Source organism: Bradyrhizobium australiense (assembly GCF_013114825.1).
In the GTDB taxonomy this organism is placed as follows: Bacteria; Pseudomonadota; Alphaproteobacteria; order Rhizobiales; family Xanthobacteraceae; genus Bradyrhizobium; species Bradyrhizobium australiense.
Map to the genome: position 1 here is coordinate 13994 of NZ_JAAVLX010000007.1, position 20436 is coordinate 34429.

Annotated in this window: 18 protein-coding genes; 12 read left to right on the forward strand and 6 right to left on the reverse strand. The window is 64.4% G+C overall.

Annotated elements, in window-relative coordinates:
* The first annotated feature begins 6 nt into the window (after window positions 1-6).
* A complete protein-coding gene (locus tag HCN58_RS20610) occupies window positions 7-1584 on the forward strand; it encodes an ABC-F family ATP-binding cassette domain-containing protein (RefSeq protein ID WP_171581232.1) in 1578 nt (525 codons plus the stop codon).
* Here HCN58_RS20610 and HCN58_RS20615 read toward each other — a convergent pair.
* Window positions 1581-5234, reverse strand: coding sequence for an AsmA family protein (locus tag HCN58_RS20615; protein WP_235983774.1), 3654 nt, complete (start codon window positions 5232-5234; stop codon window positions 1581-1583). The two genes, HCN58_RS20610 and HCN58_RS20615, sit on opposite strands and share 4 nt — an antisense overlap.
* 170 nt (window positions 5235-5404) lie before the next feature.
* Window positions 5405-6637, reverse strand: a complete 1233-nt coding sequence (locus HCN58_RS20620; RefSeq protein ID WP_171581823.1) for a cytochrome P450 — start codon at window positions 6635-6637, stop codon at window positions 5405-5407.
* Between the two features lie 106 nt (window positions 6638-6743).
* On the opposite strand from HCN58_RS20620, the gene HCN58_RS20625 reads away from it, so the two are divergent.
* On the forward strand, window positions 6744-7355 hold the full coding sequence (locus tag HCN58_RS20625) for a TetR/AcrR family transcriptional regulator (RefSeq protein ID WP_171581234.1): 612 nt from the start codon (window positions 6744-6746) through the stop codon (window positions 7353-7355).
* Between the two features lie 10 nt (window positions 7356-7365).
* Here the strand turns inward: HCN58_RS20625 and HCN58_RS20630 are convergent, their stop codons facing one another.
* The 3 genes from HCN58_RS20630 to HCN58_RS20640 all read right to left on the reverse strand — a co-directional run bounded on the left by HCN58_RS20630 (window position 7366) and on the right by HCN58_RS20640 (window position 11993).
* The gene (locus HCN58_RS20630; RefSeq protein WP_171581235.1) at window positions 7366-8667 is read right to left on the reverse strand and encodes an MFS transporter; all 1302 of its coding nucleotides are present in this window, start codon (window positions 8665-8667) and stop codon (window positions 7366-7368) included.
* A gap of 190 nt (window positions 8668-8857) precedes the next feature.
* Window positions 8858-9850, reverse strand: coding sequence for a hydroxyacid dehydrogenase (locus HCN58_RS20635; RefSeq protein WP_171581236.1), 993 nt, complete (start codon window positions 9848-9850; stop codon window positions 8858-8860).
* Between the two features lie 100 nt (window positions 9851-9950).
* On the reverse strand, window positions 9951-11993 hold the full coding sequence (locus HCN58_RS20640) for an adenylate/guanylate cyclase domain-containing protein (protein ID WP_171581237.1): 2043 nt from the start codon (window positions 11991-11993) through the stop codon (window positions 9951-9953).
* A 197-nt stretch (window positions 11994-12190) separates the two neighbouring features.
* Here HCN58_RS20640 and HCN58_RS20645 point away from each other — a divergent pair, with 197 nt between their 5' ends.
* The 10 genes from HCN58_RS20645 to HCN58_RS20690 all read left to right on the forward strand — a co-directional run bounded on the left by HCN58_RS20645 (window position 12191) and on the right by HCN58_RS20690 (window position 18924).
* Window positions 12191-12922: a cytochrome c biogenesis CcdA family protein gene (locus HCN58_RS20645; RefSeq protein ID WP_171581238.1), complete on the forward strand. Its 732-nt coding sequence runs from the start codon at window positions 12191-12193 to the stop codon at window positions 12920-12922.
* A 147-nt stretch (window positions 12923-13069) separates the two neighbouring features.
* Window positions 13070-13534, forward strand: a complete 465-nt coding sequence (locus HCN58_RS20650) for a DoxX family protein (RefSeq protein ID WP_171581239.1) — start codon at window positions 13070-13072, stop codon at window positions 13532-13534.
* Between the two features lie 89 nt (window positions 13535-13623).
* Window positions 13624-14067, forward strand: coding sequence for a DUF255 domain-containing protein (locus tag HCN58_RS20655; protein WP_171581240.1), 444 nt, complete (start codon window positions 13624-13626; stop codon window positions 14065-14067).
* A gap of 54 nt (window positions 14068-14121) precedes the next feature.
* On the forward strand, window positions 14122-14469 hold the full coding sequence (locus tag HCN58_RS20660) for a hypothetical protein (protein WP_171581241.1): 348 nt from the start codon (window positions 14122-14124) through the stop codon (window positions 14467-14469).
* A 183-nt stretch (window positions 14470-14652) separates the two neighbouring features.
* The gene (gene bufA2, locus HCN58_RS20665) at window positions 14653-14916 is read left to right on the forward strand and encodes a BufA2 family periplasmic bufferin-type metallophore (protein ID WP_171581242.1); all 264 of its coding nucleotides are present in this window, start codon (window positions 14653-14655) and stop codon (window positions 14914-14916) included.
* Window positions 14917-15109: 193 nt separating this feature from the next.
* Window positions 15110-15367, forward strand: coding sequence for a BufA2 family periplasmic bufferin-type metallophore (bufA2, locus tag HCN58_RS20670; RefSeq protein ID WP_171581243.1), 258 nt, complete (start codon window positions 15110-15112; stop codon window positions 15365-15367).
* Between the two features lie 89 nt (window positions 15368-15456).
* Window positions 15457-16362 carry an MNIO family bufferin maturase gene (bufB, locus tag HCN58_RS20675; RefSeq protein WP_171581244.1) on the forward strand — a complete coding sequence of 302 codons (906 nt, stop codon included), beginning with the start codon at window positions 15457-15459 and terminating at the stop codon, window positions 16360-16362.
* Window positions 16359-17144, forward strand: coding sequence for an HvfC/BufC N-terminal domain-containing protein (locus HCN58_RS20680; RefSeq protein WP_171581245.1), 786 nt, complete (start codon window positions 16359-16361; stop codon window positions 17142-17144). Before bufB ends, HCN58_RS20680 begins: the two co-directional genes overlap by 4 nt.
* A gap of 17 nt (window positions 17145-17161) precedes the next feature.
* Complete coding sequence (locus tag HCN58_RS20685; RefSeq protein WP_171581246.1) at window positions 17162-17950, forward strand: creatininase family protein; 789 nt, start codon at window positions 17162-17164, stop codon at window positions 17948-17950.
* Complete coding sequence (locus HCN58_RS20690) at window positions 17947-18924, forward strand: hypothetical protein (RefSeq protein ID WP_235983776.1); 978 nt, start codon at window positions 17947-17949, stop codon at window positions 18922-18924. Before HCN58_RS20685 ends, HCN58_RS20690 begins: the two co-directional genes overlap by 4 nt.
* A gap of 14 nt (window positions 18925-18938) precedes the next feature.
* Here the strand turns inward: HCN58_RS20690 and HCN58_RS20695 are convergent, their stop codons facing one another.
* Window positions 18939-20351: an FAD-binding oxidoreductase gene (locus tag HCN58_RS20695; RefSeq protein WP_210266109.1), complete on the reverse strand. Its 1413-nt coding sequence runs from the start codon at window positions 20349-20351 to the stop codon at window positions 18939-18941.
* Window positions 20352-20436: the final 85 nt, after the last annotated feature.

Genomic DNA, 20436 nt, shown 5'->3' on the forward strand with positions numbered 1-20436 from the left:
CTCTCCATGCCTGCCTTTCTCGTCCTGGATTCTATCTCCCTCGCCACACCTGACCGACGCCCGCTGTTCGATGGACTGACGCTTGCCATAGGGCGCGAGTGCACCGGCCTCGTCGGCCGCAACGGCTGCGGTAAATCCACATTGCTGCGCCTGATCGCAGGCGAGATCGAACCTGCCGGCGGCTCGCTGCAACGCATAGGCTCGATCGGCATGCTCGCGCAACTGACCGATGAACGGCTGATGGCCGGCGAGGCGCTCGGCGTCGCGAGCGGTCTCGCCCGCCTGCGCCGGCTCGAACGCGGCGAAGGATCGATCGATGACGCAGCGGAGGCGGATTGGACGCTGGAAGCGCGGATACAGGCAGCGCTGGCCGAAGCCGGACTGCCGTCGCTGCCGCTGGATCGCCCGATCGCTTCGTTGAGTGGCGGCGAGCGAACGCGCCTCGCGCTGGCGCGCCTTTTGATCGAGGCACCGGATGTCCTGCTATTGGACGAGCCGACCAACAATCTCGATACCGATGGACGGCAGGCCGTTGCGCAACTGATCGAACGCTGGCAGGGCGGCGTCCTCGTCGCCAGCCACGACCGCGCGCTGCTCGAACGCGTCGACCGAATCGTCGAACTGGCGCCGGTCGGCGTCACCCAATTCGGCGGCGCGTGGCGCGCCTTTGCCGAAGCGCGTGAGGCGTCGCGCGCCCGCGCCGCCGATGACCTCGACCGCGCCTCGGATGCCCTGCGCAACACCGCGCGCGCCCTGCAGAAGGCGCGGGAAAAGAAGGCGCGCCGCGACAAGGTCGGCCGCGCCTGGCGCGCCAAGGGCGTCGAGGACAAGATGTTCATGGACCGCGAGAAGGAACGCGCCGAGAACAGCGCCGCGCGCGAAAGCGGGCTCGCCAGCCGCCTGCTCAGCGAGCGCACCGAAGCGCTGGAAATGGCCAAGGCGCACGTCGAGATCCTGACGCCGCTTTCGATAGAATTGCCGCGCACCCATCTGCCCTCGGGCCGCGAACTCATCGCCTTTCGGGACGTGGTGATGGCTTTTGGGAAACGTCATCTGTTCGGACCGCTATCGTTCGACGTTCGCGGACCCGAGCGGATCGCCATCCGCGGCGCCAACGGTTCGGGCAAGACCACCTTGTTCCGCCTGCTCACCGGTGAGCTGAAACCGGCGAGCGGCGATATCAGCCGCCTCACCGACCGCATTGCGGTGCTCGATCAGCACATCGGCCTGCTCGATCCCGCAGCGAGCATTCTCGACAATCTGCGCCGCCTCAATCCGGAGCTCTCGGCCAACGCGGCGCACGCCACCTTGGCCCGGTTTGCGTTCCGCAACAACGCGGCGCTGCAGATTGCTGCTACCCTCAGCGGCGGCGAGCGGCTGCGCGCGGGCCTGGCCTGCGTCTTTGCGCGACCGCAGCCGCCCTTTCTCCTGCTGCTGGACGAGCCGACGAACCATCTCGACCTCGCCTCGATCGAGGAGTTGGAGAACGCGCTGAAAGGATTCGATGGCGCGCTGATCGCGGTCAGCCACGACGAGGCCTTTCTGAAGGAAATCGGAATCGGGCGGCAGATCGTACTCGTCTAATTGGAGCGCGGCGGCGGATTGGCGACCTGAGGCGTCAGCGCCAGCGGCGGACGCGGCTTTAGCCTGGCGGCGCCGGGCGCAGGCCTGACGTCGATCGGCGGCGGCAGCGGCGCAACCTGCGGCTGACCTGCGACGGGCGCCGGCGGCGCATTGACGACGGGCGGACGCGGCGCGGTCATCTTCTTCGGAGGCCGCCGGGGGTCGCGGCCGCCCTTTGGGGGCACCGGCGCGATCGGCGCCGCCTCAGGAATCGGCAACTGCCCCTCCATAGGCAGCACGATTGGCGGTGGCGCCGCCGGCGGCGGCTCGCCGCGCTCGATGGCATCGAGTCTTCGGGTTTCGTGATCGATCGCGCGCACCGCGAGCCACGACGACAATGCGGCAACGTCGACGCTGCGCGTGAGCGTGTCCGGCGTACCCACGGCAAGCAGTTGGATTTCCGGGCGCCCGGCCGTCATGGTCAGCGAAAGGGCAGCGCGGATATCGGCCTGATCGGCGGCAATATCGTATCCGCCGGAGACGATCGCCCGTACGCCGTTGGCATCCAGCGTCGTCGCGCCCACGCGAAGCCGGCCGTCCCTGATGGTGAATGGGATTTGCGCGGAAGCGACCGCAAGCGCGCCGGCAGGTAACGCGGATTCGACGATCTGCTTCAATCGGACGTCGTCCTTGGCCTGCCCGCTGTCATTGGCGCGGACCGCCACTTCGAAGGCGCGCGGATCGAGGCCGGAAATTCTGGCCGCCTCCAGCGTCAGCGTTCCGCTGCCGGACAGCGCGCCCGCCAGCGCCGAGGCGCTGCGGCCCTGGCTCGTCAGCGTCATCTGCATCGAGGCGCGGCCGGCAGGCATCACGAGATTGCGATAGCGCAGCGCCGTGCCGTCGACACCGGAGAGTTGGACGCTCGCATTCAAGGCAATTCCGTTGGCGCCCGGCCTTGCATCGACCGTGGCGGTGACATCGCCGCCGCCGATCTTGGCTTTGATATCCTCGAAGGTCAGCGACTGGCCGTCGCTCTTGACCACGCCGCTCAGCGGCTGCAATTCGCTTCCGCCCGGAAGTTGGCCGCGTAGCGCCTGAAACGCGATCCTGCCGCGCCAGCCTTTCACAAGCCCGGTGCCGAGCGGCTCGGCAGCATTATGCCCGGCCGCACCGAGCGCCAGGGCAAAAGCGGGCGCCAGCGCGAGCTGCTCAGCGCCGATTTCACCCTCGACCTCCTTCTCCTCGCCGAGCGTCACCGCGACTTGGCCGCGCAGCCGCGAGCCGCCGACGCTGCTGTCGAGATCGTCGAAGGTGAGCCGGTTGCCGGCGAGTTGCACGCGCGAGGACAAGCCAATGTTCTGCGCCAGCGTATCCGCCGGCTTCAGATCGAGCAGCGGTCCGAAATCGGCGCTGCGAACTTTCAGTCCGAGAACTGCCTTCGCCTCCTGCGCCCATGGTTCAGCGGAGCCTTCCGCTTCGGCATCGAGTCCGATTCCCGAGATCTTTGCCTTGAGCCGCAATGGCGCACCCCATGCCCCCGTCGCGGTGCCCTCGAATTGCGCGGGGCCATCGCCCGCCGTGACGACGCGATCGAGGCTGAGCAATGCCAGCAAGGTGCGACCTTGCTCGGACGACAATTTCGAATCAACCCAGACTTCGCTGCGCCCGAGCGCGGTGAGATCGATGCCCTGAATTGCCGCAACGGCTGGTCTGGCGGTGATGGTGGTGATGCCCTTGAGCAGCGGCGAGTCGAGCTCGGCTGTGGCGCGCGCCTGGACGCGATCGGACTGCCCGGCATTTGTGGTAAGGTCGAGCGCCAGTTTCAGCCGCGCCGGACCCGGGCTCGCTCCCATCGCGTTGAGCCGCGCCGCCAGCGGCGGTGAAAAGGGAACGATCAGGCTGGTCAGCCGGCCGAGCGAGGCGGCGCTGGAATTGAGCGCGAACCATCCGGTCGCGTTGACGCGATCGAAATTGCCCGCGCCGTCCAGCGTCACGCTTTCAAGCTCGCCGATCTTCAATTGCTCGAGCGCTATCTTCGACGGCGAGTAAGCCAGCCTGGCGAGCAGCGGACTGAGCTCCTGCCCAGCGGAGCTGGCGCGGCCGATATCGAGCGAAAGCTTTCCCTCGTCCGGCCACTCGCCTTGCGGGCCCGCCAGCGATCGCGCAAAAGCCGTGGCGGCATCGAGATCGAGGCGCGCCGCCTTCAGGTCGGCATCGATCCGGGAGCCGTGATCGGCTTGCCGGTGCGACACCATCACTCGCCCCTCCACCGTGCCGCCATCGATGTCGGCCTTCATGGTGTCGATCGCAAAGCCTTCGGGCGCCACCGTGATGTCGCCGCGCAGGCGCAGCGGCTTTTGGCTGCGATAAGTGCTGTCGCCGCGGCCCTGCAGCCAGGTCAAGAGCGCGTCGGGATCGGAGGACTCGATGCTGAGCGCGGCCTTGAACCGGTCCGGCACGTCGCTCTTCGCTCCGGCCTCGCTGAGCGAAACTTTGGTGGCGCCTGGCGCGCGAAACTCCAGCCTGTGGACGCGCCAGGACCTGGCATCGCCTTCGAGCTCGGCAGTGATGTCCTGCAATGGGCGTCCGCCGAGGATGACCTGCTCGGAGGCGAATTCGATTTGCGCAAGGATCGGCAGATGCGGAATGACTGATGTGAGCGCCTGCAGCACCGGCAACGCGCGAGCCGGCTCAGTCGAATTGTCCTTGGCACTTTCTTTGGCATTTTCCTTGGCGACGAACCTGTCGGCATCGAGCTGACGCGCCGATAGCGCCGCACGCAACAGCGGCGCCGCACCGAAACGGATGTCACCGCTGCCTGCAAGTTTCAGCGCGCGCTCCTCGGCGCCATAGGTCACCTCGACCTGTTCAAGTCGCGCCACCGAATAATCGGCCTTGACCTTCGCGGCGATGCGCCACGGCGGTTCATCGCCTTTGGCTTTTTGGGCGGGAGCGGCCAGCGTCACCGCACCTTCGAAGCGCGGCGCGCGGGCATCGAAACTCAAGACGCCGTCGAGATCGGCCGCGAGCGCACGCTGGCCCGGATCGATATTGAGATGAACGCGGGTGCCGTTGCCGTCGGGGCCCTGCCCCGACGAGACGCGAAACGGATAGCGCGTGCCCGACAGCAGGAAATTGCCGTCTCCGCGGATCGAGCCGGCCAGCGAACGCACGTCGCCGCTGAAGGCGATGTCGTTGAATTCGAGCGTGCTGCGGCGCGCCGCGTCATGCAGGGCGATACGGCCGGTGAGGTTGAGCCGGTCGATCGCCAGCGAACCCAGATTGAACGTTCCAGTCGACGCCGGCCAGTCGACCCGCCCCCTGGAATCGAGACCGAGATCGAGCGACATGCGGCTGATCGTCAGTTCGGTGGCGCGCACCTCGCCGCGCATCAGCGAGCCGAGGCTGAATTCCACATCGAGCTTGTCGGCGCGAACCTTGCCGAGATCGTTGGCGCCGCCGACCACGACCGAGTGCAGTTGCAGCGATGGCGCCGGCAGCAGGCGCGCGTCGAGCTTGCCGCCGACGCGGACCGGCGCGCCGATGATCCGGCTCGCCTCGGCCTCGAATTGCGGCCGGAACTGGTTCCAGTCGATGAAATACGGCCCGACCAGCGCGGCAATCAGCGCTATGATGAAGGCGATTGCCAGGCCGAGCAGCGTCGTCTGCAAGGTGCTTCCCCCTTGAACCGCCCCGGCGCAAGCCGCGCGCCATGCCGGACCCGGCCCCGGAGCTGCCCGGAATATAGAGAGAAGTGTGGCGAAGTCACAGCGGCATGCTGACAGCAGCCCCCGCCGGCTCTGCCCACCGAACCTAGAGCTCAAAACGGCAGCGCCGGGTGTTACCAGCTCGCCGGCAGGCGCTTCAGGCCGCGCAGCACGAAGGTCGGCCGCCATTCCGCATTGGCAGCGTCATCGAGCCGCAGGTCCGGTAACCGACGCAACAGGGTCGAGATCGCGACCTCGGCCTCGATCCGCGCCAACTGGGCCCCGAGACAGAAGTGGATGCCGCCGCCGAACGACAGCGGCTTCACGTTGGGCCGGGTGATGTCCAGCCGCTCCGGGTGGTCCGGATAGACCGCCGGGTCGCGATTGGCCGAGCCGAGCAGGCACAGCACGCTCTCGCCTTTCGGAATGCGCTTTCCGCCGAGATCGTCGATGTCCTCCAGCGCCACCCGGCCGGTCAACTGCACCGAGGAATCGTAGCGCAGGAATTCCTCGATGGCGTTGGTGATGAGCTCGGGCCTGGCCTTGAGCAGCGCGAGCTGGTCTGGATTGCGATGCAGTGCCAGCAGCCCGTTGCCGATCAGGTTCACGGTGGTCTCGTGGCCCGCGCCGAACAGCAGGATGATGTTGGCAGTCAGTTCCTCGTTGGTGAGCTTGCTGCCGTCCTCCTCGGCCTGCACCAGTTGGGTGATCAGGTCGTTGCCCGGGTTCTTCCGCCTGAGCTCGAATAGTTGCTGGAAATACATCGCAGCCAGCGCGTTGCCGGCGTTGCCCTGCTTGATCTCCTCCGGCGACAACGGTACCGGATCGAGCAGGCGTCCTCCGTCGCGTGAGCCGGTATAAAAGGCCTCGCGATGGTCCTCGGGAATCCCTAGCATGTCGCAAATGATGGTGACCGGCAGGCGGAATGCGAAATCCTCGATCAGGTCCATCTTGCCCTGCGGGATGATGCGGTCGAGCGTCTCGTCGACGACCTGCTGGATGCGCGGGCGCATGTCCTCGACACGGCGCGCGGTAAAGGCCTTCACCACCAGGCCGCGCAAACGGGTGTGGTCCGGCGGATCCTGCTGCAGCATCCAGTGACTCATGCTGCGGAATACCGGCTCGTCCATGATCTTCGGACCGTAGCGGCGGATGGTGCGCTCGACATAATCCTTGCCGAACTGCTTGTCGCGCAGCACGAGGCTGACCTCGGCATGGCGGCTGCAGACGTACATACCGAGCGGCGTCAGATGCACCGGATCGGTGGTTCGCATCCGCTCGTAGTGCGGGTAGGGATTGCGAATGAATTCCGGGGCCAGCGGGTTGAACAACGGCGCGCTACTGGCAGCCTGAACATGCTCGTTCATGGTGACCTCATGCTGGCTGTGCGCCATTCAGCGCAGTTCCCCCGGCCGATCGATCGAAACTCGATACATTGTTGTATTGAGTTGCATTCTCGCCTAAACTGGACAGATGTCAAGAGTGCGAACCAGACCCACAAGGGACGATACCCGCGAAAAGCTGTTTGAGGCGGCGGCGCGCGTGTTCGAGGAACAGGGGATTGGCGGCGCCAGCATCGAGGCCATTGCGGCCGCGGCCGGCTTCACGCGCGGGGCGTTTTATTCGAACTTCAAGAGCAAGGACGAACTGATCATCGCCATGCTCGAGGATCACGTCGAGCAATCGATCGGGCGCATCCGCGATCTGCTCGAGCGGCACAAGAACCTTGCCGACTTCATCGACGCGCTGAAGACGATGGACCGCAGCCAGCAGGATCCGCTCGGCCGCTCCCCCCTGCTACATATGGAGATGATCCTGTTCGTGGCGCGCGCCGAAAAGCGCCGGCCCGAACTCGCCAAACGGCTGCGCGCCCGGCGAAAACTGGTCACCGACATCATCGAGACCACGGCCAGGAACAGCGGCCGGACGACCATTCTCAATCCGACATGGGCCGGCGCGCTGGTGCTGGCGCTGGAGGACGGCTTTCGCCTGCACCGCCTGATCGATCCCGAGACCACGCCGCCCGACAGCTTTTTTCGCGCCATCGGCGACCTGCAGCGGGCGATGGGAATTTCATCGGCATGAGGCGTTGCGGCTACGCCTGGTCGCGCTTGATTGGCGCCTTGTGCATCTGTCCCGCGACCGCCCTCACCTTGCCCGGCGATGCCTGCCAGATCGCCACTGCCGACAGGATGCTGATGGCGATGCCGATCGCAAAGGCCGACGTGTAGCTGCCTGAAAGATCGTACAAGAGGCCAGTCGCCCACGGGCCCGCCGCGCCTCCGGCCAGCGCCGCCAGCATGATGGTGCCGAAAATGCTGCCGTAGTGCTTGCCCTGAAAGATTTCCAGTACCACCGCGCCCATGATCGAGGTCAGGCCGTAGCCGAGCACGCCTTGCGTGAAGATCATGAGATAGACCAGCGGCAACACCGGCGCGAACTTCAAGGCGATCAGCGCGGCAAAGCAGATCGCAAAGCCGGCGCAGCTAATGGCCCAGATCCATTCGCGCCCGATCCGGTCGGAGAGATGGCCCAGCCAGATCTGGCCGGGAATGCCGAGCAGGCTGACGACGCCGAGTGCCCATACCGCGACGTTCGCGCTGAAGCCGATGTCGAGCAGGAATTTGGTCTGGTGCACCTGCACCGCGTACCAGACGTACAGGCCGCAGAAATAGCCGAGCGCGATCCACCAGAATCGCGCGGTACGCAGCGCGCGGCGCAGCGTCCAGTCGGTCGCGGCCCACACGGGATCGACGACGTTCGAGCGAGGCGCGGCCGAGGTCGCCGACGGTGCCGCGTCGCCATCCGGCAGCAGACCAATGTCCTCGGGCCGTTTTCGCAGCAGAAGATTGATCGGCGCGAGCACGGCGAAGACCAGAATGCCCATCGCGGTGCAGGCGGTGCGCCAGCCGGTCTGCTCGATCATGTGCTGCACCCACGGCAGCAAGGTCACCGAGCCGATGCCGACGCCGGCAAAGGCGAGCCCCATGGCGAGCCCGCGGCGGCGAATGAACCAGTTCGGCAGAAACAGCGATTGGCCGGAATAGCCGAGGCACACGCTGCCCGCGCCGACCAGCACGCCGATGGTGAGATAGAGATGCCAGGGCTGCGTCGTCAGTGGCGCCAGCAACAGCCCGCCGCCCATCAGCGCGACGCCGAGCTCCATCACCGCACGAGGTCCGAGGCGGTCCATCATCCGGCCGATCAGCGGACTGACGCCGCCGGAAACCACGAAGCCGAACGAAAACGCGCCGGCGGTGACGCCGCGATCCCATCCGAATTCGGAAATGATCGGCGGAAAGAACAGCGAGAACGCAGTCCGCGCATTGACGCCGATCGCCATGGTAACGAAGGTCACCACAACGATCAGCCAGCCGTAGAAGAAGGGAAGACGCATCAGGTATCGCTGGTTGGAGGGAGCGGCACTGCCGAATCTGCGCTGCGGCGCCGAGCGTGGCACTCCATCATGCACGACCCGACCGGCAACGCAATTCCGTGAGCTGGTTCATAATTTTCGACCATCCATTTGTCCGCAGTATCCAGCCTCCTGTGGAAAACACGTGCGGACGTGCGCCGTAACGGTCCTGCTATTTGTACGGCTTGGAAACCCGCCGCTTCCAATGTTCGGCGTTGACCGCGCCGACCGGCACCTCGCCCGCAATAATGGCTTCGACCTGCCGAACCGTTTCCAGCGACTGGCTCTCGATCGCCGGCGGCGTCAGGCCGCCGATATGCGGGGTGGCGATGACGTTTGGCAGCCTCGCGAGCTCCGGCGACGGCATCTGGTCCAGCGCGCGGCCGACGTCCATTGCGGCGCCGGCGATGCGGTTTTCGCGCAGTGCCGCTGATAACGCCGCCTCGTCGACAAGATTGCCGCGCGACAGGTTGATGAAGACGGCGTGCGGCTGCATGCGGGCCAGCGCCGCCTGCCCGATCAGATTTTCGGTTTGCTCGTTGGCGACAGCGAGACAGACGACGTATTCGGAGTTCGCCAGCAGTTCGTCGAGCGGTACATGCCGGATCGCGGCATCGCTCACGGTCGCAAAGGGATCGGCGACCATAATCTCCATGCCCAACACCTTGGCGACATTAGCCAAGTAATGGCCGATGCTGCCATAGCCGATGATACCGAGGCGGCTGCCGGCCAGTTGCCGTCCCATCACAACTTCAGGCTTGCGCCCGGCATGGTAGTCGGCGGTGGCGCGGGAAACTCCGCGCGACAGATCGATCATGAAGCCGAGCGCGAGTTCGGCGACCGATTGAATGAAGCCGGGCCCCGCCCGCGTGACCAGAACGCCGGCGGCCGAAGCGGCCGCGACATCGATGTTGCGGATGTCGACCGCACAGCGAACGAAGGCCCGCAATCGTGGCAGCTTCGAAAATATTTCGCGCGGGCCCGCGGTGAGCCGGTCGGCCACGATGATGTCGACATCGCGGGCAGCCTCGATCAGGCCGGCGGCGTCGAGCGCATCGTTTCCTTCATGCAGCTTTATCTGCGCGGCGGCTTGCAGCCCCTTGAGGCTGCGCTCGCCGTAATATTGGGCGCGGGACTGCGGCGTATGGGTCAACAGGACTTTCAACGCGGAGCAGCTTTCCTATCAATCGCCAACCAATGCAGCATCAAGGCCCGACGCATCTATGGCCAAACCGCCGCCGCAGGCAAGACGGCAGGACCGTCGGCTACTTGGTCCGGGCAACCGTCGTGCCGTCCCAATCTTCGCCGGCCGGATTTTCGAGCTGTTGCCTGCAGCGGTCGATCATCGTCGTCGACGCTGCATCGTGCTCGCGGATTTCCAGCACCTTCTCGAACGCGCCGATCGCAGCCGCGAAATCCCGGGCGCGCCAGGCGGCAAGGCCGGCCTCGTACGAAGCCACCCAGGCGGGTGCGCCGATCTCGCCGGCCATGCCCAGCAATTCATAGATCTGCAAACCGCCCGCACGGCCATAGACCGCCAGCCGGTCGAGTTCGCGAACCACGATGTTTTTCCCAGCGAGCCTTCGCGTTTCGGGGCCGATGATGATCGTGGAGCCGTACGTCTTGTTGGTGCTCTCCAGACGGCTCGCAATATTCACGGCATCGCCGATCACGGTATAGTTCAGCCGCACTTCCGATCCGATATTGCCGACCAGCATGTCGCCGGAATTGATGCCGATACGAATCCTGACGGGCTGGCCGTGGTCGTCGATGAGACCGGCTTCTTCCACCGCGCGCCGGCACGCCAAGGCCGCCCGGCAGCAATCGACGGCGTGAGCGGGATTGGGCGACGGCGCGCCCCAGAACGCCATCACGGCGTCGCCGATGAATTTGTCGATGGTGCCGTTCTGGTTTTGAATCTGCGCCGAGACGCAATCGAAATAGCGCGACAGCAACGGGATGATGCGGTCGCCGAGCCGCTCCGACATGCCGGTGAAGCCGGCGAGATCGATGAACATCACGCTCATCGGCCGTACCGCGCCGCCAAGCCGCGCGCCATTGCCGTCGCTGATCAGCCGCTTGACCAGGTCGGCTGGAATGTATTTGCGGAATGCGGCAAGCCCCTGCGCCATGTCGCCGATCGCGCCCGAAAGATTCCCGATCTCGGTCAGCCGCGACGGATGGCGCTGCACCTTGTCGAGGTCAAAACGCTCGACATGCCTGATCTCGTTCACCACCTTGATCAAGGGCACGGCGATCAGGCGCTGGGCCAGCCATGCCGACATGAGACCAGCAAAAACGATCAAGACCGCAAGCCCGATCAGCAAATTCCGGATCGTCATCTGGACCGGTCCGAGAAATTCGGATTCCGGCACCACCGTCACCAGCGACCAGCCCGGAAACGAAATCGGCGTGATGACAGCCTGATAGGCCTTGCCATCGCGCGTCACTGTCGTGTTGAACGGCTGCCCCTCGCCGGGTTCATAGGCGCTGCCGGCATTCCGGATCGCGTCGATCGCGACCGCAAGCAGCGGATGATCGGTCTTCAGCGCCACCAGTTCGCTGGCATCGGGATCGGGCGAGGCTACCACTTTGCCGTCCCGCTCGAGAATGAAGGCGCCCGCCGACTTGCCGACCGTGAGCTGCGACAGGAAATTCGAGACGCGGGTCAGCTCGATGATGATCGCGACGACGCCGGCCGGTTTGTGATCGATTTCGATCGGGGCCGAAAACGCCGCCGCCAGCCGCTCCCCGCGCGGATGCGTCGTCAGCGTCGACCAGTATTCGTCGTTGGTCTCTTTGGCGACCCGAAACCATTCCTGTTCCGTCACGGAATAGTCGGTATCTTCGAACCAGCTCCCCTTGAGCCGAAGATCGTTGCCGATGAGATCGTAGCGATTGATGCGCAAATTGCGGTCCGGCGTAATCTCGAGCATTTCGATGACGTCGTTGCCAAGCTTGTGCCCGGCAAAGAACGAGCCATCCGGCCATCCAAATGCCACCCAGGAGATCGTCGGTTGCGACAGCAACTGCGACCGGAAAACGATCTCGCGTTTTCGGGCGTCGCGCGCATCGAAGACTTTTTCGGCCAGCAGTGTTCGCACCGCCATCATGGAGGAGCGCGCCTCCGAGGTGACCGACTGCAGTTCGTCGCCGACCGCGGAAACGATCTGGTCGTTGATGGTGTTGGCGAGCGTTTGACTGACCTGATTGGCGGTGCGCCACCACAAAAGATGCACGCCGACGGCACTGACGACGATGGACGTCAGCACGAGGATGGAAATGGCGGTGCGGATGCCGAGGCGCATGCAGGGTCCCGTTGACGGTCTGATTACCGCAATACGGGACCATACCAGCCTCAGTTTCGCCAGCGAGGCAATTTCGGCGCCCCGGACACAGCTCTGTGACCGAACTTGAGCCGTACCGGCAGCGAAACTTATCGATTGCCTGTTCCGTACAAGCCAAGACGGCGCTATGCCTTGCGGCAATTCTCGAAGGTCATGCAATGCACGATGTTTCCATCCCGGCGGCCCTGATTGCCGGTCTCGTCAGCTTCCTGTCCCCCTGCGTGCTGCCCCTGGTGCCGCCCTATCTGATCTATCTCACCGGCGCGACCATCGAGCAGGTCGCCAACGAAGAGACCGCCAAGGCTTCCAAGCGCGCGGTGATGGTTTCGGCGCTGATGTTCGTGCTGGGCTTTTCCACTGTCTTCGTGGCGCTTGGCGCCAGCGCCTCCGTGATTGGCGGCCTGATCCGCGCCTGGTCGGCGGAGCTCTCGATCGTGGCCGGCATCGTGATCATCATCATGGGCCTGCACTTCCTCGGCCTGACGCGGATCGGACTGTTGATGCGCGAAGGCCGGATGCCGATGCCTAGACCGGTCGGCCTCTGGGGCGCCTATGCCATGGGGCTTGCCTTTGCCTTCGGCTGGACGCCCTGCATAGGGCCCATTCTGGCGGCGATCCTGTCGATTGCAGCCGCCGAGGCCACCGTCACCAAGGGCGCCGGCCTGCTCGCGGTCTATTCCGCCGGACTAGGAATCCCGTTCCTGCTGGCAGCCTTCATGATCGAGCAGTTCTCATCGCTGTTTGCGCGGATGAAGCGGCATCTCGGCAAGGTCGAGCAAGCTATGGGCATCCTGATGGTGATCACTGGCATCGGCTTCCTGACCGGCGCCGTCTCCAACGTCAGCATTTGGCTGCTGGAGACTTTCCCCGCACTCCAAAATTTCGGCTAAGGCCGCGTAACAAGCCGACCGGCCCTTGCGAAATTCCTGTCAGGACCAGATTGCCGCCTTCGCGGCTGCGGCTTTTTTGCGCGCACTGGATGAAACAGGCCGCAAAGTGGCGGCTTCGCGTCGCCAAAATATTTGAAGGGGGTTCGCATGTATTTCATCGTCAATCTTCTTATCCTGCTGCCCGCGCAGATCGCCTCCCATTTTTCCTGGGCTGGCCCCCTCATCATGCGGCTCATCGTCGGTTACACCTTCCTGCTTTCTGGCTGGGGCAAATTGACCCATCTGGAGCAGGTGACCGAGAACTTTATCGGCTGGGGCATCCCGTTCCCGACAGTCCTCACCCCCTTCGTGTCCAGCGTCGAATTTTTCGGCGGCGCCATGCTGATCCTCGGCCTGTTCACGCGAATCCCGGCCGCAATGCTGGCGGTCGTCATGGTCGTTGCGATCAGGTCGGCGAAATGGGGCGACGTCGATTCTCTGGAAACGCTGCTCGGCTTCGAGGAAGCGACCTACTTCGCTGGTTTCATGTGGCTTGCGATCGCAGGTCCCGGCGCGGCGTCGCTCGACCGGCTGCTCGTGAACGCGACCGGACACCGCAAGAAATCAGCCTGATCTCACGATCCCGTGAGACAGCTGGAAGACTGAGCCCGGATTTTGTGGCACGCGTAGCTCTCGGAACGCCACCGCCTTCGGGAGCCGCCATGAAACTCGTCCGCCTCGCCGCCTTCGCACTTGCCGCGCTTGCGGCATCACCGTCGTTTGCTTCGGACGGGCCCAAATGGAGCGACTGGGGCGACGATCTGTTCACCCGCGCGCAGGCCGAACAGCGTTTCGTCATCCTCGATCTCGAAGCGGTGTGGTGCCACTGGTGCCACGTGATGGAGAAGACGACCTACACCAATCCCGAGGTCAGGGAATCGCTGGGCGCGAAATATATTCCGGTGCGGGTCGATCAGGACGCCAACCCCGATCTGTCGAGCCGCTATGGCGACTGGGGCTGGCCGGCGACCATCGTGTTCGGCCCCGAGGGCACTGAGATCGCCAAGATCGGGGGATATATCGAGCCGGAACGCATGCAGGCGCTGCTCAGGCAATCATCGACGATCCCTCGCCCGGGCCGTCGGTCGGCGAGGCCTTTGAGGTGAAGCCGTCGACCTCCGCCTTCCTTGACAAGGAATAACGCGCCGCGCGGATGAACAATGTCAACGAATCCTATGAGGAAAAACTCGGCGGCTGGGGCGAAAACCAGAAATACATCGACGCCGACAGCATGGATCTCGCGATCACCCGCGCCGACGCCGCCGCGCATCGACAAGAACCTGTATGCGCGACAAAACGGCTTGGCGATCTCAGGGCTTTCGGCCTACTACAACGTCACCGACGATCCCCATCCGCCCGGCATCCCAGCCAAACTGTTGAAGCCGCGCTTTCTCAGCGGCACGCGCCCGCGGGCGTCGCTGCTGCGCGCGACGAAATACTCTGGAGCCGCAGGGGTTAGACATGGACGGGATGTCCAATGCAAAAAAGAAAATTTTGAAACTCTGTAACCAAATCGCCCGATGCCCCGTAGCTGGCTCTGGATGAACAATAAGGTCACGGAGACTTGACGTTTCCGGCAAGCCTCCGCGACCCGATTGCCATCCGTCACTTCCCTTGCGTTGTGGGGGTCCGTGATCGAACGATCAAGGATGCTTGCCGCGTGTCTTCAAACAATCATCGAGGAGATCGTCATGAAGTTGAATTCCAAATCCGGTGCGACACTCGCCGCTGCCGCCGCCACCCTGTTCCTCGCCGGCTCGGTGCTGGCGACGGTGTCGACGCCGGCAAATGCCGCCCAGGGCAAGTGCATGGCCGGCAATGCCTGCAAGGGCCAGAGCGCCTGCAAGGGCGCGGCCAATGCCTGCAAGGGCCAGAACGCCTGCAAGGGTCAAGGCTTCTCGGCGACCTCCGAGAAGGCTTGCGCTGCCATGGGCGCCAAGTTCGTCAAGGGCTGATCGTTCCGATCAGGTGCAACGAGGGTCCGGCGCTGCCGGGCTCTCGTTGTTTCGTCCCGGCGGCTGAAATAAAGTCGGCCCGCGTGTAACTAAACTCAGACCCGCCGCGTAGCTATCTTCGGGTGCCGTTTGCCGGCTTGAATTATCGCTGCTTGCGGGCGATGCACCCTCACACGTCTTTTGGAGGATACAAATGAAGCTGACTTCCAAGTCCGGAGCCGCACTGGCCGCTGCCGCGGCCACTCTGTTCCTGGCCGGCACCACCGTTTCGACCGTGACCTATGCCGCCGGCGAAGGTAAGTGCGTCGGCGCCAATGCCTGCAAGGGCCAGAGCGCCTGCAAGGGCGCCAGTAATGCATGCAAGGGCCAGAACGCCTGCAAGGGGCAAGGCTTCTCGGCCATGACCAAGGAAAAGTGCGACGCCGCCAAGGGCAAATACATGCCGTCCTAGTGGCGGTCCGATTGAGGCCCGGTGTAGGCCGGGCCTCGTATCCATGATAGGTTGACGGCGCAGTTTGAGAGCGTTCGAGCGGAGACGAAATGAACGTCGCAAGCAGATTGCCAGACAGTTCGGCGGCCGCGCTTGCAGACCGACCGTCGACATCGGCCAAGCCGTCTTTCCTCGGCTTCGGTCTCGGCCTGCGGCACCAGCATTACGAGGAAATCCTGGGCGGCAATCCGCCGATCGACTGGTTCGAGGTCATCAGCGAAAACTACATGCTGCCCGGCGGCCAGCCGCTGCGCACGCTCGATCGCATCTGCGAACGTTATCCCGTGGTGATGCATGGTGTGTCGATGTCGATCGCTTCCACCGCACCGCCAAATTTTGAATATCTGCAGGCACTGAAGGATCTCGCCCGACGCGTCGAGCCGAAATGGATATCGGACCATCTGTGCTGGACCGGCGTCCACGGCAAGAACCTGCATGATCTCTTGCCGATCCCCTACACCAGGGAAGCACTCGATCACGTCGTCAGCCGCGTCCAACTGGTGCAGGATTTTCTTGGCCGCGCCATCGTGCTCGAGAACGTCTCGACCTACGTCCAGTTCAGCAATTCCGAAATGACAGAATGGGAATTTCTCTCCGAGCTGTCGCGCCGCTCCGGATGCTGGCTCTTGTTCGACGTCAACAACGTCTATGTCAGCGCCTTCAACCACGGCTACGATCCCCTGACTTTTCTCAATGGCATTCCGGCGGATCGGGTCGTGCAATTTCACATGGCCGGCCACAGCCACATGGGCACTCATATTATCGATACCCACGACCATCCGGTATGCGAGGATGTCTGGGAGCTCTATGCTGCGGCGTTGAAGCGCTTCGGCCGGGTCTCGACCATGATCGAGCGCGACGACGACATTCCGCCGCTCGACGAATTGTTGCTCGAGGTCGCCAGGACCCGCGAGATGGCCGGGCAAGTCTTGCTGGCAGGCAGCCGCGCCGAATGAGCGACTTCGCCCGACAGCAGGCCGAGTTTCAGCGCGGCATCCTCGATGGTGATGATACGGTGCTGGCTGAAATCCTCGACAGCCCGCGGGAGAAGCGCGAGGTGCTGTTCGGCGTCTATCGCTATGCCTATGGCTCGCGGCTGGTCGAGGCGATGCGCAACGACCATGAACTGCTGCATCTTTATCTCGGCGACGAAATGTTCAACGAGATGGGGCACGCTTACGTCAAGGCGCGCCCGTCCGCGCATCCGAACCTGCGCTGGTTCTCGCAAGGCTTGCCGCAGTTTCTGAAGTCGGCGAATCCTTACTCAGATCATCCCGTGCTGTCCGATCTGGCCGCGCTCGAAAAGGCGCTCAACGACGCCTTCGATGCCGCGGAAGGCAAGGTCGTCGAACTGACCGATATGGCGGGCTTTGCGCCCGAAGCATGGTCGGACCTCAAATTCCAGCCGCATCCCAGCGCATCCAGGCTCGACATCGCGACCAATGCGGCCGCGATCTGGCTCGCGCTCAAGAACGACGAAACGCCGCCGGACGCGACCGGACTGCAGCAGCCGGCGCATCTCATGATCTGGCGTCACGACGTAACGCCGATGTTTCGCGAGCTTTCGGCGGAAGAGGCGATGATGTGGGATGAGGCCACGAACGGCATTCCCTTCGGCGTGCTCTGCGAAATGCTCGCGACCTATGACGACCCCGACAGCGCGGCGGGCCGAGGCGCCGGCTATCTGCACGGCTGGATCACGGCGGGTCTTTTGACAGATGTTTCCGTCGGCTCATGAAGAGGAGCGCTCGGCGAATGGGAATAGACACCGATCGCCATTTCATCGAGCGCATGCATTGGGACGAAGTCGCGCGGCGCATCGGTAGTGGCGCGGTGGCCATATTGCCGATCGGCGCCGCCGCCAAGCAGCACGGTTTCCACCTCCCCCTCAATACCGATCGCATCCAGGCCGAATGGCTCGCAGCAAGGATGGCGGAAAACATTGACGCGCTGATCTGGCCGACGCTTACCTACGGCCATTATCCCGCCTTCGTCGAATATGCCGGCAGCAGCAGCCTGTCGATTTCCACCTTCGAGGCGCTGGTGCGCGAGATTGCGGGGCAGATTCTCGCCGGCGGATGTCCAAAGCTCGTGGTGCTCAACACCGGGATCAGCACGTTAGCCCCGGTCGATCGCGCACTGGCACGCCTCGATAGCGGGCGGATCAGGCATTTGTGGATCCATGAGGGCCCGCGTTATCCGCGCGTGGCCAGGCAATTGGCCGAGCAGAGCCATGGCAGCCATGCCGACGAGCTGGAAACGTCGCTGATGCTGGCGCTGGCGCCGCATCTGGTCGACATGACGCGCGCTGAAGCCAGCCCTGCCCTGAAACAGGAGACGCCGGGCGCATTGACGCCGTCGGATCCGAATTCGCCGAATTACAGCCGCTCCGGCAGCTATGGCGATCCGACATTGGCAACGTCGGCCAAGGGCGAAGTCTTGCTCGCCGCCATGCTCGACGACCTCCACGAACAGGCCGCCTCGTTCATCGCGCAGGGCCCGGGCGAGGAGCGGCTGGCCGCGGTCCAAGCCGTGCTGAGATGAAGGTCGCCAGCGCCGTTGCCGCCGCGGTCATTGCGACCTTGCTGGCAAGCGCGATTTCGTTCCGCGCCGACGCGCAGTCGGAGTATATGCGCGGCAATCGCATGCCTTACGACGCGTTCGACCGCCTGCCCAAAACCGATCTCGAAATAGGCGGCAGCACCATCCATGTCGCCTTCGCGCCGGGCGAGATGACGCTGCCGAAGGAAAAGCTGCTCGACTGGATCAGGATGTCGGCCCGGGCCGTCACAACCTACTATGGGCGCTTTCCCGTCAACTCACTGCGGCTGCTCTTGGTACCTGTCGACGGCGCGCGCATCCGCGGCGGCACGACATGGGGCTATCGCGGCGCCTCCATCCGCATTCCGCTCGGCCGCGATTCCACGGAAGAAGTTTTGCGGCGCGACTGGGTGATGGTGCACGAGATGGTGCATACCGCCCTGCCCGACATGCCCGACCGTTACGCGTGGCTGTCGGAGGGGCTGGCCGTCTATATCGAGCCGGTGGCGCGGGTGCAGGCTGGAGACCTCAGCGCGCGGGAAATCTGGCAGGCGATGATGCGCGACATGCCGAAGGGACTGCCGCAGGCCGGCGACCAGGGTCTCGACAATACCGGCACCTGGGGTCGGAAATACTGGGGCGGCGCGATGTTCTGCCTGCTCGCCGACATCGAAATCCGCAAGCGCACCAACAATCGCCTAGGCTTGCAGGATGCGGTGCGCGGCGTGCTCGCCGCCGGCGGCAATCATGAGCAGGACTGGCCGATCGAGCGCATTCTTGCAACCGCCGACAAGGCCGTCGGCGTCGACGTGCTGACGCGGCTTCACAACGAGATGGGGCAAAAGCCGGCGACGCCCGATCTCGCGTCGCTGTGGCGCGACCTCGGATTGAAGCGGATCGGCGAAGATCTCGAATTCGACGACACCGCGCCGCTCGCAGCAATCCGCAAGGCGATCACTGCGGCGCGCGAAAAATAGCGGCGCACGCGCCCCTATGCCGCCGGCACGATCTTGCCGGGATTGAAGATGTTCTGCGGATCGAGTGCCTGCTTGAGCGCGCGCATGGCGTCGATCGCCTCGGGGCCGAGTTCGGCCTTGAGGTATTTCTGCTTGCCCTGCCCGATGCCGTGCTCGCCGGTGCAGGTGCCGCCCATCGACTGCGCGCGCTCGACCAGGCGATGCATGAATTCCTCACCGCGCGCCATTTCCTCCGCGTTGTCGACGTCACAGACCAGCGAGCAGTGGAAATTGCCGTCGCCGACATGGCCGACGATCGGCGACAGCAGATTGAGCTGTTTCAGGTCGTCCTCGGTCTCGGTGACGCAATCCGCAAGCCGTGAAATCGGCACGCAGACGTCGGTCGCCACCACGCCCGCGCCGGGGCGCAACGCCTTGACCGACCAATAGGCGTCATGCCGCGCTTGCCAGAGTTTTGTGCGGTCCTCGGGCTTGGTGGTCCAGGTGAAATCGCCACCGCCGCATTCCTTGGCGATTTCGCCGAAATTCCTGGACTGTTCGGCGACCTCGATCTCGCTGCCGTGGAATTCCAGAAGCAGCAGCGGCGTCTCCGGCAGCGTCAGCTTGGAATAGGCATTGCAGGCGCGCACCTGCTCGGAGTTGAGCAATTCGATGCGCGCCAGGGGGATGCCGGTCTGAATCGCCAGAATGGTCGCCTGGCAGGCGCCGCGCACCGTCTCGAACGAGCAGGCGGCGGCCGCGATCGTCTCTGGGATGCCGCGCAGCTTGATGGTGAGCTCGGAGATGATGCCGAGCGTGCCCTCGGCGCCGACAAAGAGATGTGTCAGGTCGTAGCCGGCCGCGGACTTTTTTGCCCGCGTGCCCGTCGTGATGATCTCGCCGTCGCCGCGCACGACTTTCAGCGCCAGCACGTTGTCGCGCATGGTGCCGTAACGCACCGCATTGGTGCCGGACGCCCGCGTCGAGGTCATGCCGCCGAGCGAGGCGTCGGCACCGGGATCGATCGGGAAGAACAAGCCCTGGTCGCGCAGATGCTCGTTCAGCGCCTTGCGGGTGACGCCGGGCTGGATCACGCAATCCAGATCCTCGGCGTGAACTTCGAGAATCCGGTTCATGTCGCGCAAGTCGATGCAAACGCCGCCGGCGGGCGCATTGACCTGGCCCTCCAGCGAGGTGCCGGTTCCAAAGGCGATCACGGGCACGCGGTACTTGGCGCAGATCCGCACCACGTCCTGGATATCGGCGGTTTCCTGCGCCATCACCACCGCGTCGGGCGGCTGAGTCGGCAGCCACGTGGTGGTATGGGCGTGCTGTTCGCGCACCGCCTGCGAGGTGATCAGCCGGTTGCCGAACCGCGCCGCCAGCGCCTCGACCGCGCTTGCCAGCGCCTGCGGCGCCGGCCGCTGCGTACTACCTGAAATCGTCATCGCCACGCCAAATTCCTCCCGAATTTGAGCGGACCGTGGCAAAGGATATAAGGGGGGTCAAGAGCGCGAAACGAACGACGGGATG

Excerpts from the sequence above, each read along its gene's own strand:
- HCN58_RS20655 (WP_171581240.1), top strand. The coding sequence starts at position 13,624 with ATGAAACTCGTCCGCCTCGCCGCCTTCGCACTTGCCGCGCTTGCGGCA.
- HCN58_RS20630 (WP_171581235.1), bottom strand. The coding sequence starts at position 8,667 with ATGCGTCTTCCCTTCTTCTACGGCTGGCTGATCGTTGTGGTGACCTTC.
- HCN58_RS20680 (WP_171581245.1), top strand. The coding sequence starts at position 16,359 with ATGAGCGACTTCGCCCGACAGCAGGCCGAGTTTCAGCGCGGCATCCTC.
- HCN58_RS20660 (WP_171581241.1), top strand. The coding sequence starts at position 14,122 with ATGTCAACGAATCCTATGAGGAAAAACTCGGCGGCTGGGGCGAAAACC.
- HCN58_RS20620 (WP_171581823.1), bottom strand. The coding sequence starts at position 6,637 with ATGAACGAGCATGTTCAGGCTGCCAGTAGCGCGCCGTTGTTCAACCCG.
- HCN58_RS20640 (WP_171581237.1), bottom strand. The coding sequence starts at position 11,993 with ATGCGCCTCGGCATCCGCACCGCCATTTCCATCCTCGTGCTGACGTCC.
- bufB (WP_171581244.1), top strand. The coding sequence starts at position 15,457 with ATGAACGTCGCAAGCAGATTGCCAGACAGTTCGGCGGCCGCGCTTGCA.
- bufA2 (WP_171581243.1), top strand. The coding sequence starts at position 15,110 with ATGAAGCTGACTTCCAAGTCCGGAGCCGCACTGGCCGCTGCCGCGGCC.
- HCN58_RS20625 (WP_171581234.1), top strand. The coding sequence starts at position 6,744 with ATGTCAAGAGTGCGAACCAGACCCACAAGGGACGATACCCGCGAAAAG.
- HCN58_RS20685 (WP_171581246.1), top strand. The coding sequence starts at position 17,162 with ATGGGAATAGACACCGATCGCCATTTCATCGAGCGCATGCATTGGGAC.
- HCN58_RS20610 (WP_171581232.1), top strand. The coding sequence starts at position 7 with ATGCCTGCCTTTCTCGTCCTGGATTCTATCTCCCTCGCCACACCTGAC.
- HCN58_RS20695 (WP_210266109.1), bottom strand. The coding sequence starts at position 20,351 with ATGACGATTTCAGGTAGTACGCAGCGGCCGGCGCCGCAGGCGCTGGCA.
- HCN58_RS20690 (WP_235983776.1), top strand. The coding sequence starts at position 17,947 with ATGAAGGTCGCCAGCGCCGTTGCCGCCGCGGTCATTGCGACCTTGCTG.
- HCN58_RS20650 (WP_171581239.1), top strand. The coding sequence starts at position 13,070 with ATGTATTTCATCGTCAATCTTCTTATCCTGCTGCCCGCGCAGATCGCC.
- HCN58_RS20645 (WP_171581238.1), top strand. The coding sequence starts at position 12,191 with ATGCACGATGTTTCCATCCCGGCGGCCCTGATTGCCGGTCTCGTCAGC.
- bufA2 (WP_171581242.1), top strand. The coding sequence starts at position 14,653 with ATGAAGTTGAATTCCAAATCCGGTGCGACACTCGCCGCTGCCGCCGCC.